The organism is Kitasatospora sp. NPDC058046, assembly GCF_042885595.1.
In the GTDB taxonomy this organism is placed as follows: Bacteria; Actinomycetota; Actinomycetes; order Streptomycetales; family Streptomycetaceae; genus Kitasatospora.
Map to the genome: position 1 here is coordinate 256,863 of NZ_JBHVRS010000012.1, position 12,037 is coordinate 268,899.

Sequence of the window (12,037 nt, forward strand, 5' to 3'; positions counted from 1 at the left end):
CTGATGATCAGATCATGCCAGTTGTGTGCGTTCGGTTGAGAAGTTTCTTGTGCACCGGCCGAAACGAGCCGGTCGCCCAGTGAGAACCCCGAACTCAGGAGCAGTCGATGAACCGTCTGAAGAAGGCCGTCGCCACCGCGACCGCCGTCGCCGCCGCCGCCCTGATCCCGCTCACCGCCGCCCCGGCCTCCGCCGCCACCGGGCCGGCCACCCACCTCGGGATGACCTGGTCCGTCGTCTCCTACGGCCCCGACGGCACCGTCCAGGTCGGCGGCCCCGGCGGCAGCCCGAGCAACGCCTACAACGGCGACACCGCGCCGTCCGTCTCGCTGCCCGTGCTCTGCCTCAACGTCGACGGCAGCCCGGCCCCGGACGGGCTCACCATCGCCTTCCACAACGGCTGGGCGCAGGGCACCGTCGCCCTCAGCCAGCCGGTCAAGGGCTCCCGCCTGAACAGCCGGGCCGCGGCCGACAGCGTCTGCCAGGCCGGTTTCGGCGCCGGCTGGCGCGAGGCCGAGTTCCACGACGGCCACTACGGCACCGACCTGTCGCAGACCGGCGGCTGGACCTTCTGGGCCTACGGCAACATCCCCAACAACACCCGCTTCTGGACGGCCATCAACGACCAGCCGGCCAACCCCTGGAACTGACCGGACGCACACCGCCGGTGCGCCCGCCCTCCCGGCGGGCGCGCCGCGGTGGCCGGGTTCCGGGATTCGCCGACGGTCCGTCCGGGTACGCCGTACGCTCGGGGCGCAGGCGGTCGGCCGCCGCCAGGGACCCGGAGGAGGACGGCGTGAACACGGCTGCCGCACGGCAGGACACGGCTGCGGAACGCACCTTCCCGGGCGGGCCCCGGATCGACCCGCTGCTCGCCGACCGCGTCACCGAGGCGCTCCTCCTGGCCGGCCTGCCCGTCGGGTACGGCGGACACGGCCCCGGCGTCCAGCTGCGCCAGGCCCGGCCGTTCGACGACTCCGACGACTGCGCCGGCCTGATCGCCCTGCACTGGGAGCCCGGCCCCCGGCTGGCCGCCGCGGCGGCCATGGAGGAGTTCCAGCAGCCGGCCTCCGCCGCCGGTCGCGTCGTCACCAGCAGCATGCAGAACGCCCTGGCGGAGTTCCTGCCGGCCTTCGGCATCGAGGTCGAGGCCGGTCGGCTCGACGGGGAGACCAGGGTCGGCCGTACCAGCGGCCCCGCCCCGGCCACCGGACAGGACGCCGGCCGGGACGCCGCCGCTCCGGCCGGGTCCCGCCCGCAGGACCTCGGCATCGGCGCGCACGTCGTCGACGCGGTGCGCCGCACCGCCGCACTGGCCGGACTGCCGGTCGCCGACCACCTGCACGCGCCCGGCATCACCCTCGCCCCGTGCCGGCCCGTCGACGACGGCGACGACACCACCGGCGTCGCCGACCTCCGCTGGAACCCCTCCCGCCGCCTGTCCGCGGCCGCCGACGGCGACACCCCCGCCGCCGAGCGGGCCGCACGGGCCCGCACCGCCGTCCAGGACGCGATGCGGCACGCCTTCGGCGCCGTCCTCGGCGCCTGCGGCCTCGACCTCCAGTGGTGCCGCCCGTCCGCGCTCCCGTACCAGCTGCGCGCCTACGGCGCCGCCGAGCAGCCGCCCGTGCGCCACTGACGCCCGGCCCGCGCGTCCGGGGCGTCCGGGGCGTCCGGGGCGTCCGGGGCGTCCGGGGCGTCGGCTACGGGGCCTCGGCCTCCTCCCGCAGCCCACGGACTGAGGGCCCATGCGGTTGCGGCCGCGGTCGCCAGGGCGTGCGGAGGCGGTGGGCCAGGGCGCTGGCCGCCACGCAGAGGGCCAGCGCGCTCCAGAGCAGCGGGGGGTTCTGCAGGCCCAGGCCGATGACCGCCGGTCCGACCGCGTAGGACACCGTCCAGGTCAGCTGGAACAGGGACATGTACGGTCCCTCGTCGCCCTTGGGCGCCATGGCGACCGCCGTCGCGGCCGCGGTGGGCTTCGACGCCAGTTCGGCCAGCGCCAGCACCACCGCCACGAGGACGGCGAGCGGGCCCTGGAGGGCGTGCGGGGCGGTGGAGACCGTCGCGGTGAGGGCGATGGCGCCGGCCGCCGCGCCGATCGACAGGCCCAGGACCCGCGAGCGGCTCCAGCCGGACAGCAGCCGGCTGATCCGCATCTGCAGGGTGGTGGCGGTGGCGTAGCGCACGGCGACCACGACGGTCGGCCAGTAGGCGGCCTGGTGGAGGCCCTCCACCAGGTAGAGGGGGAAGGCGACGGTCGGGATCAGCCAGGCCGCCGAGAGCAGCGTCTGGGACGCGACCAGGGACAGGAACGGCCGGTCGCCGAGCGCCGCCCGGGTGTTCGACCTCGCCGCCCGGAGCCCGGGCCGATCGGCGGCCGGCACGGTCACCCCCAGCAGGAGGGCGGCCGCGAGGAGGGAGCTCGCGCTGTTCAGGGCGAGCGCGACCTCCAGGCCGTGCCCGCCGGCGAGCGCCATCAGGGCGGTCGCCCCCAGGGTGCCGACGCCCAGGGAGGTCGTCTTGAGCACGGTGACCGCGGAGAACCACTCGGTGAGCTCCTCCGGCTTCGCGAACCGCGCGACCAGGGTGGGCCAGGCGGCGCCGTAGAGGCGGTCGGAGGCCGTCACCACGAAGGTGGCGGCCGCGACCGTGAATAGGTTCCCGGCCGCGAAGAACAGCCCGTACCCGAGCGCGGTCAGGACGTTGCTGACGACCAGGCAGGACTTGGGCCCCACCGCCTGGACGGCCCGTCCGCAGAGCGGCACGACGGCGAAGGACGCGAGCGACCCGACCGTCACGGCGGTGCCCGCGGCGGCCGCCGGGAAGTGCCGGACGGTGACGAAGAACAGCAGCGACAGCGGCAGGAAGACGCCGGAGCCGAACGTGTCGATCGCCACCGAGAGGAACAGCCGCCGCTGCCGACGGAACCGCCCGGCCCCTGTCATGCCACCCCCACCTCGAACCCGCCCCCGACCGTCCCCCGACCGCCGCGCGGCTACCGCGTGTCGCGCAGCTTGAGAATGTACGTCGCGGTCAGCGCGACCGCACGGTCCTCGTCCCGCGCGAGCGCTGCGAGGGCGCGGGACGCCGTACCGCCCGGGACGTCCGCGAGCGCCTGGGTCAGCCGCCGGCGCGCGTCCGGGCCGATGTCCTCCCGGGCGAGGCGGTCGACCAGCCCGGCGGCGATCCGGTCCGCCAGCGCGGGCCCGTTCACCGGTGCCGGACTGCCCACCGGGGCGGAGCCGTTCGCCAGCGCGCCCAGCGCGTCCGCCGCGTCGGCGTCGTTCGTCGCCCCGACGATCATGTCGATGAGCGTCGGGACCGCGTCGGCCACGCCGCGGGCCCCGAGCGCCAGGGCCGCGCACCTGCGGACCACGGCGTCCGGGTGCCCGAGGGCGTCCCGCAGCAGCGCGGTCGCCGACCCGTCCGGCAACTCGGCGAGGCACCGGACGGCCCGTTCGCGCACCTCGGCCGCGGGCGAGTCCAGCCCCTCCGCGAGCAGGGCCGTCCCGTCCCCGCCCGACTGTGCCAGCGCCCACCGGAGCGCCCCGGCGACGATCGGGTCCGACTCGCCCAGCACGGCCTCGACCAGCGCCTCCACCGGCACCGCCGCGTCCTCGCCCGCGGACAGGGCGGCGCGCTGCCGCGCCCCCGGGCTCTTCGACTCCAGGGCCTGGAGCAGCGCGACGACCCGGAGGACCTCCTCCCACCCGGCGGGCTCCGCGGCGTCGATCCGCCGCAGCCGGGTGAGCAGCTCCGTCTCCGCCGCGATGCGCTCACGGGTCCGGAGGATGAGGTCCTCGACGAGCTCCGCGGGCGCGAAGCCGGGATCGTCCAGGGCCCGACCGACGTCGCGCAGCGACAGGCCCAGCGACCGCAGGCTCTCGATGTGGAAGATCCGCCGGATGTCCTCGTCCGCGTACCGGCGGTAACCGGAGCTGGTGCGCCCTGTCGGACGCACCAGCCCGAGCGACTCGTAGTGCCTGAGCATGCGGGCGCTGACCCCCGACCGCCGGGCCACGTCGCCGATCAACACTGCCTACCGTCCCTCCTGGCGGCCCTTGCCGAAGACCGCCGTGCGCTTCGCCTCCTCGACGGCGAGCTCGAACCCGGCGTCCGGGTCGTGCCACAGCCGTTCGGTGGCGAGCGCGTGCGCGCGCACCCCGGGGTCGGGGTCCGTCGTCGCGGCGCCCAGCGTCGGCAGCACCGCCTCCCCGAGCGCGACCAGCGCCCGGCTGAGGCTCAGCCGCGTCTCACGTCCGCCGCGCCCGAGCTGAGCCGCCAACACTACGGCCAGCGCGGGCGCCCCGTCCTCGGGTACGAGCACGACCGCGGCCCGCCAGGCGCTGCGGGCCACCTCCTCGTCGGCGTCGGCCAGCAGCGCCGGCGTGATCGCCGGCCACGCCCGCCGGTCCCCGATCTTGGACAGCGTGTGCAGGGCCTGGCTCCGGGCCTGCGCCCGCTCCGCGCGGACCTCGCCGAGCAGCAGCGGCACGGTCACCGCCGCCTCGTGGCGGGTGAGCGCCCAGGTGAGCATCTCGCGGACGGAGAACTCGGGCTCGACCGCGCACCGCCCGACGAGCGGGCGGACGAACCCCCGGTCCGGGTTCGTGCCGACGGCCAGCGCCGCCCGCAGGCGCACCGACGGGTCGTCGTGCTCCAGCCCGCGGAGCGCCGCCCGCATCGTGTCCCTGTCCTCTTCCGGCCTGGTCATCAGGACCACCTCCTGGGCCTCAGTGAAGGGCTTGTCACGGTGTCAAGGTCAAGCGGATTCCGTGCGCGGTGCCCGCGACGGCCCGGGCGAGGGCGGGGCGGCGGCCGGGGCAGCGGCCGGGCGGGCCGGTCGTCCGACGGCGGGATGGAGGGTCCGGTCTTACGGTGAATGTGGGGCTCTGCCGGTGCGGGTGCCCCGCTCCGGGTCGTCCGGAGCCCCTCCACCCGGCTGCTCGTCCCTCCGTCCCCGTCCCCGTCCCCCGTCCGCGAGGCGACCGCGATCGAAGGAGACCGTGTCATGGCCAGCAGTACGTCCGGAGTCGGCCCCACCGCCCGGGGCCGCGAGCAGTACCCCTACGCGTCAGGGTGGACCATCTTCGCCGGGGTCATGCTGATCACCGCCGGCCTCATGGCGATCTTCCAGGGCAGCGCCGCCATCACCCACGACAGCCTGCTCGTGGTCACCCGCAGCTACGTGTACGCGATGAACACCGAGGGCTGGGGATGGATCCACCTCATCCTCGGCGTCTTCGTCGTCGTGGCGGGTGTCGCGGTCTTCAGCGGCGCCGCCTGGGCCCGCATCGTCGGTCTGGTCGTGGCAGGGCTGGGGATGATCGCCAACTTCCTCTGGCTGCCCTACTACCCCCTGTGGGCCATCGTCCTTATCGCGATCGACGCCCTCGTCATCTGGGCCCTGTGCGTCGGAACGATCAAGACGGACCCGATCTGACGGACGGCACGGCCGCCGCTCCACGGGCTGCCCCGGCCCCTGCGGGTCCCCCTCAGTGGCCCGGTGCGGCGCGGCGCCGCCGTCGAACCGTGTGCCGGACCGCCGTCGGTGCCAGCCCCACCCCCACGCTCACGGCGACCGCCGCCGCGGCCAGCAGAGTGGACCGCCAGGGCCAGGACGCGCCGGTCAGCTCCAGATGGGCCGAGGGGTACTCGGAGAACTTCGCGGTGGTCAGTGCCGTCCGGCGGTCGCCGTGCTCGGCGAGGTCCCGCAGGACCGGATCGAAGCCGAACTCCCCGGACCGCCGTCCTCCGCCGGGCAGTTCGGCGGCGAGCCCGTTGCGCAGGGCCCAGTCGCCCAGCGCACCGTCGAGGCCGGAGGCGTCCCTGACGCCGGGCACCACGAAGCGGTCCGCCCCGTGGGCGCCTCCCGTCGCGGGCCGGGTGACGAGGACCAGGCCGTGGCGGGTGGTGACGGTGTCGCCGGCGCCGATCACCAGCGTCCGGGTGGCGAAGGAGACTCCGCCGTACCCCTCGAAGGCGGCGGCCGCGTCGATCTCCTCGACGCCGTCGACCAGGCCGATGGCCGTGGTGGGGCGCAGCCACGGGAACGCGGCGTTGAGGGCGTACGGGAGGTCGCCGAGGGCGAGGTGGTTGGCCGGTATCGCGGTCGGCCCGTCCGGAGTCCAGCCGGGGTAGGCCAGGCCGGTGCCGATACGGGCCGACTCCGCCTCGCCGGCCAGCTCCCCGACCAGCCGCAGCGCGCCCACGGTGCCGGAGGTGACGCCCGCGGTGGTGGTCACCCGCCCGTCCTCGACGTAGCGCCGCCCGCGCTGCCAGTCGACCTTCGGGTAACCGCGCTCCAGGGAGCCGATGTTGGACCAGAACGACGTGGCCTCGCGGCCGTCGAGCAGACCGGAGGCGGCCAGCAGCTCGGAGCCCGCGCACACCCCGAGGATCCGGGCGCCCTTGCGGTGGCGTTCGACGATCCACTGGCGCAGGCGCTCCTCGCCGGCGCCGGCGGGGTCGGTCACGGCGGGCACGACCACCACGTCGGGTTCCGGCAGAGTGCCGTCCGCCACCTCGGCCAGCGTGTGGTCGGGCAGTAGATGGGCGCCGCCGGACAGCGGGGAGACACGGCGTTCGGCGGCCACCGTGTAGACGAACATCGTCGGTGACTCGGCGAACACCTGGTAGGGCGCGAGGACGTCGGTGGCCACGGACCCCTCGTTGCTGACCGCGACCGCCACGGTGATCCTGCCCTCCGGCACCGGCCGGGCGGTCGGCCACCCCCGGGCATCGGATCCGTGCGGCGCGGCGGCGAAGCTGTCCGCCATCGACGCGCTCACCCCCGCGAAGGCGATCCCCGCGAAGGACGCGGCCGCCAGACCCGTGCCCAGCAGCACCCGGCCGGTACGGCGCAGCGCCCGGTGCCCCCTGCGGGGCCCGGAACTCATCGCGAACAAGACATACCTCGACAATCCGGGCACGTTCCGGCAGCACGGTGCCGTCGGCCCTCGTGGAAACGGGAAAGGGGGAAATCGGAGGAGATCGGGGTGAACCGGTCGAAGAAGCGACTCTGCGCCGAGGAGGCCGGGCCCGTCAGGCGGTCGGCCGCAGTGGCGCCCGCAGCAGCGAGGGCGGGGCCCCGAAGGCGTCGGCGACCACCCGGCGCAGCTGCCGGGCGTCACGGAACCCGCACCGGAGCGCGACCGCCTCCACCGTCAGGTCGGTACCGGACAGCAGGGCGCGGGCCCGCTCCAGCCGCAGTTGCCGCTGGTAGGCGAACGGGGTGAGGCCGGCGGCCGCGGTGAAGGCCCGCGTCAGACCGCGAGGGGACAGCCCGGCGAAGCCGGCGAGTTCACGCAGGGTGAAGGCGGCGTCCAGATGCTGCGCCAGATGGTCCTGCACCCGGTGCACCGCGGGCTGGACGTGGTCGCGGTGCCGCAGGAACGGACTGATCTGTGCCGCGTCCCCGTCCCGTCGCAGGTACAGCACCAGCTCACGCGCGACCCGCCCGGCCAGCTCCGGGCCGCGCTCCCGCTCGACCAGGGACAACGCGAGATCGATCCCCGACGAGATGCCCGCACTGGTGCTGATCCGCCCGTCGTGCACGTAGAGCGCGGCCTCACGCACCCGGGCCCGCGGGTACCGGTCGCGCATCGCCGAGGTGAGCGACCAGTGGGTCGTGCACGCCCTGCCGTCCAGCAGCCCCGCCTCCCCCAGGACGACCGCACCGCTGCACACGGACGCCACCCGGGCACCCGCGTCGTACGCCTCACGCACCCAGCGCACGACGGCGGGCGCCACCAGCCGGTCGGATCCGGTCAGCCGGGGGCCCGGCACGAGCACCAGGTCACCGGCTGCCGCCCGGCTCGTGGCCAGCGGCGCCAGCCCCGCCAGCCGCAGGCCCTGGGCGGACCGCAGAGTGTCCGCCTCGGCGACGTACTCCAGCCGGTAACCGCCGCCGAGCTGCGCCGCGGCGTCGAACACCTGCACAGGACCGCCGAGGTCCAGCAGATTCACCTCGGGCAGCACCAGGACCAGCACCCGCCCGGTACACCCGTCCGTCTCCTCGCTCACCCCGCCACGGTAGGCCGCGAGGAACCGCCCGCACGAGGTCTCCCAGGGGCGGACGGCGGACGGATCTGGCACTGGGCGCAGCGGACGCCGGCCCGGCGCACCGGCCTCAGCACCGGCCGGTCAGGACGGCCGCCCGCCGAACTGCCAGTCGTGCACCTCGATGTCGGCGTACCGCTCCCGGGTCAGGACGGCGCCCGCCGCATCCCGGTCCGGCGCCCGGAGCAACGCGGCCGTGCCCAGCCAGGCGGTGCCGTCGTCGGACAGCAGCGGACCGTAGGCGATCAGCCCGTCCCGGTCGGCCGGCACGGCGAGGTCGACGGCCGGCCCCGAGCCGAGGCCGAGCACCAGGTACCGGTTGCCGCCGGTCCGGCCGCCGGGGAAGTCCCACATGGTGCGCCCCAGCGTGTTGCTCCACCGCCGCAGCAGCACGTCCCGGTAGACGCCCGCCTGGTAACCCGGCTCGGCGAAGGCGAACGTCCGGGCAGCGGCGGCATCGGGCAGGTCGATGATGTGCACGCTGCCGGTGGGGGCGTCGCGGTCCTCGGTGAGGGTCGGGCCCCGGGCGATCAACTCCTCCGCGTACCCGTCCATGTAGGACCAGTGCTGTTCCAGCAGTTCGCGGCGCAACGTCCCGGAGCCGGGCCGGTCGCGGTGGTAGCAGAAGAACTCCATGCCCGTAGGGTCCCCTGAAGGAGGCGGCCAGGTCCAGGGCCCGCGTCGACGGCGGATTCCGACCGCATGCCTCCGTGACGGCCGCACAAGGGCGGTGGCCCGGGAGGACTTCCTCCCGGGCCACCGCCCTCGGCCCGTCAGGACCGGTCCGGCCTTGTCGGGCTCACTCGCTCACCCCGCCCGCCCGGCGCCTGCGCGCCCGGACCAGGAGGGCCAGCACCGAACCGAGACCGGCCAGCGCCGCACCGGTCGCGGCGTAGGGCCGGACCGACGAGCCGGTGTCCGGCAGCGGCCCGCCCTCGTGGTGCTGCTGGTGCCCGCCCTGCTGGTGTCCACCCTGCGGGTGCTCGCCGGGGCCGGGGCCGGTGCTGCCGTGCTCCGGCCCCTGGCCGTTGCCGTTCCCGTTCCCGTTGCCGTGGCCACTGCCGTTCCCGTTGCCGTTCTCATGGCCGGGCTTGTGCTCGTGGCACTCCTCCTTCTCGCACGGCGGCGTGCACCGGGCGAGCGCGGAGGACGGCGGAGTGGTCACCGGCTCGGTCCCGGGCGGCGAGTTCGGCGGCACGTAGGAGGCGGTGACCGTGTTGACGGTGTCCTCACTGATCAGGCTGGAGCAGTAGAACTTCTTCATCTGCCCCGCGGCCAGATCGAACGTCCCGGCCGCCACCGTGCAGGACACCTCCTGGCGGTCGTTCAGCGTGATCCCGGTCAGGTCCACCGTGCCGGTGTTGGTCACCGTGATCTGCCAGAACGCCTGGCACTTGTCCGGCGCACACGGCTCCTCGGACGCCCCACCCTTGTGCAGCGTCACCTCCTTGCCCCACGGCCCGGCGCCGCCCTCACCGCAGTCGCCGGACTTGTCCGACTGGCAGACCTCCTTGTCGACGCTCAGCGACGGAACGTTGGTGCCGCTCACATCCACGCGCGCCTCGGACGGCGGTGTGGTGATCGGGGTGCCACCGGGGCCGGGGAAGGACGCCGTCACCGTGTTCGTCGTCGGCTGGATGACGCCCGGCAGGTTGCAGAAGACCTGCTTGGAGGCACCTGCCGCGAGGTCGAATGTCCCCGCAGTTGTCACGCAGGCCGGTGTGACGGAGTCGTTCAGCGTGATGCCGGTCAGGTTCACCGTGCCGTTGTTGGTGACGGTGATCCGCCAGTAGGCGGTGCTGTTCGGGGCGATGGTGGTGCTTTTGGCCCAGGGGCCGGGTCCGCCGTCACCGCAGTCGGCGGCGTTGGCGGAGGTGCAGACCTCCTTGTTGATGGCCAGGGACGGGACGTCGGCACTGGCCTCGGACGGGGGCGTGGTGATCGGGGTGCCGCCGGGGCCCGGGAAGGAGGCCGTCACCGTGTTTGTCGTCAGCTTGGTGACGTCTGTCAGGTTGCAGAAGACCTGCTTGGAGGCACCTGCCGCGAGGTCGAACGATCCGGCAGCCGTGACACAAGCCGGCGTCACGGAGTCGGCGAGGGTGATGCCGGTGATGTTGACGGGGCCGTTGTTGGTCACCGTGATGCGCCAGTAGGCGGTGCCGTTCGGGGTGAGGGTGGTGGTCTTGGCCCAGGGGCCGGCGCCGCCGTCACCGCAGTCGGCCGGGTTGGTGCTGGTGCAGACCTCCTTGTTGATCGTCAGCGACGGGACGTCGACGCTCGCCTCGGAGGGCGGTGTAGTGATTGGTGTGCCGCCGGGGCCGGGGAAGGACGCCGTCACCGTGTTCGTCGTCGACTGGGTGACGCTCGTCAGGTTGCAGAACACCTGATGGGAGGCGCCTGCCGCCAGGTCGAAGGTGCCAGCAGCTGTGACACACGACGGCGTGACCGTGTCGGTGAGGGTGATGCCGGTCAGGTTGACCGTGCCGTTGTTGGTGACGGTGATGCGCCAGTAGGCGGTGCCGTTCGGCGCGACGGTGGTGGTCTTGGCCCACGGTCCCGCGCCGCCCTCACCGCAGTCAGCGGCGTTCGCGGAGGTGCAGACCTCCTTGTTGATCGTCAGCGACGGAACGTCAACGCTCGCCTCGGAGGGCGGTGTGGTGATCGGGGTGCCACCGGGCCCTGGGAAGGAGGCCGTCACCGTGTTCGTCGTCAGCTTGGTGATGTCTGGCAGGTTGCAGAACACCTGATGGGACGCGCCTGCGGCGAGGTCAAAGGAGCCGGCGGCCGTCACGCACGACGGTGTGACGGCGTCGGTGAGGGTGATGCCGGTCAGGTTGACCGTGCCGTTGTTGGTCACCGTGATCCGCCAGTACGCCGTCCCATTCGGCGCCAGGGTGGTGGTCTTCGCCCACGGGCCTGCACCGCCGTCACCGCAGTCGGCCGGGTTGGTCGAGGTGCAGACCTCCTTGTTGATGACCAGGGACGGAACGTCGGCACTGGCTTCGGAGGGTGGTGTGGTGATGGGTGTTCCGCCGGGGCCGGGGAAGGAGGCGGTGACGGTGTTGGTCGTCAGCTTGGTGATGTCTGTCAGGTTGCAAAAGACCTGCTTCGACGCGCCTGCGGCGAGGTCGAAGGTGCCGGCGGCCGTGACGCACGAGGGTGTGACGGCGTCGGTGAGGGTGATGCCGGTCAGGTTGACCGTGCCGTTGTTGGTGACGGTGATCCGCCAGTACGCCGTCCCATTCGGCGCCAGGGTGGTGGTCTTCGCCCAGGGGCCGGGTCCGCCGTCACCGCAGTCGGCCGGGTTGGTGCTGGTGCAGACCTCCTTGTTGATCGTCAGCGACGGGACGTCGGCACTGGCTTCGGAGGGCGGTGTGGTGATGGGTGTTCCGCCGGGGCCGGGGAAGGAGGCGGTGACGGTGTTGGTCGTCAGCTTGGTGATGTCTGTCAGGTTGCAGAAGATCTGCTGTGAGGCGCCTGCCGCCAAGTCGAACGACCCGGCGGCCGTCACGCACGAGGGCGTGACCGTGTCGGTGAGGGTGATGCCGGTCAGGTTGACCGTGCCGTTGTTGGTGACGGTGATGCGCCAGTAGGCGGTGCCGTTTGGCGCGACGGTGGTGGTCTTCGCCCAGGGGCCGGCGCCGCCGTCACCGCAGTCGGCCGGGTTGGTGCTGGTGCAGACCTCCTTGTTGATCGTCAACGAGGGGACGTCGACGCTCGCCTCGGAGGGCGGTGTGGTGATCGGGGTGCCACCGGGCCCTGGGAAGGACGCCGTCACCGTGTTCGTCGTTGACTGCGTGACGTCCGGCAGGTTGCAGAACACCTGATGGGACGCGCCCGCCGCCAGGTCGAACATGCCGGCGGCTGTGACGCACGAGGGTGTGACCGTGTCGGTGAGGGTGATGCCGGTCAGGTTGACCGTGCCGTTGTTGGTGACGGTGATGCGCCAGTAGGCGGTGCCGTTCGGGGCGACGGT

General features: G+C 73.7%; 9 protein-coding genes and 1 pseudogene. 3 read left to right on the forward strand and 7 right to left on the reverse strand.

Annotated elements, in window-relative coordinates; translation table 11 throughout:
• Positions 1-107 precede the first annotated feature (107 nt).
• Complete coding sequence (locus ACFVU7_RS24625) at positions 108-650, forward strand: hypothetical protein (RefSeq protein WP_387972449.1); 543 nt, start codon at positions 108-110, stop codon at positions 648-650.
• 146 nt (positions 651-796) lie between these two features.
• Positions 797-1,639 carry a hypothetical protein gene (locus ACFVU7_RS24630; RefSeq protein ID WP_388047201.1) on the forward strand — a complete coding sequence of 281 codons (843 nt, stop codon included), beginning with the start codon at positions 797-799 and terminating at the stop codon, positions 1,637-1,639.
• Between the two features lie 64 nt (positions 1,640-1,703).
• Here the strand turns inward: ACFVU7_RS24630 and ACFVU7_RS24635 are convergent, their stop codons facing one another.
• From ACFVU7_RS24635 to ACFVU7_RS24645, 3 genes are read right to left on the reverse strand one after another with little or no spacing between them, the layout of a single operon-like run.
• The gene (locus ACFVU7_RS24635) at positions 1,704-2,945 is read right to left on the reverse strand and encodes an MFS transporter (protein WP_388047204.1); all 1,242 of its coding nucleotides are present in this window, start codon (positions 2,943-2,945) and stop codon (positions 1,704-1,706) included.
• Between the two features lie 50 nt (positions 2,946-2,995).
• On the reverse strand, positions 2,996-4,036 hold the full coding sequence (locus ACFVU7_RS24640) for a HEAT repeat domain-containing protein (RefSeq protein ID WP_388047206.1): 1,041 nt from the start codon (positions 4,034-4,036) through the stop codon (positions 2,996-2,998).
• 3 nt (positions 4,037-4,039) lie between these two features.
• On the reverse strand, positions 4,040-4,714 hold the full coding sequence (locus ACFVU7_RS24645) for a HEAT repeat domain-containing protein (protein ID WP_388047209.1): 675 nt from the start codon (positions 4,712-4,714) through the stop codon (positions 4,040-4,042).
• Positions 4,715-5,011: 297 nt separating this feature from the next.
• Here ACFVU7_RS24645 and ACFVU7_RS24650 point away from each other — a divergent pair, with 297 nt between their 5' ends.
• On the forward strand, positions 5,012-5,443 hold the full coding sequence (locus tag ACFVU7_RS24650) for a hypothetical protein (RefSeq protein WP_049656746.1): 432 nt from the start codon (positions 5,012-5,014) through the stop codon (positions 5,441-5,443).
• 52 nt (positions 5,444-5,495) lie between these two features.
• Here the strand turns inward: ACFVU7_RS24650 and ACFVU7_RS24655 are convergent, their stop codons facing one another.
• The 4 genes and pseudogenes from ACFVU7_RS24655 to ACFVU7_RS24670 all read right to left on the reverse strand — a co-directional run.
• Positions 5,496-6,899: a DJ-1/PfpI family protein gene (locus ACFVU7_RS24655; protein ID WP_388047212.1), complete on the reverse strand. Its 1,404-nt coding sequence runs from the start codon at positions 6,897-6,899 to the stop codon at positions 5,496-5,498.
• A gap of 145 nt (positions 6,900-7,044) precedes the next feature.
• Entirely contained in the window at positions 7,045-8,025 is a 981-nt protein-coding gene (locus ACFVU7_RS24660; protein WP_388047215.1) for a GlxA family transcriptional regulator, read from the reverse strand.
• Positions 8,026-8,145: 120 nt separating this feature from the next.
• Entirely contained in the window at positions 8,146-8,697 is a 552-nt protein-coding gene (locus ACFVU7_RS24665) for a YciI family protein (RefSeq protein ID WP_388047218.1), read from the reverse strand.
• Positions 8,698-8,860: 163 nt separating this feature from the next.
• Positions 8,861-12,037: pseudogene (locus ACFVU7_RS24670) on the reverse strand (hypothetical protein); the annotation flags it as partial.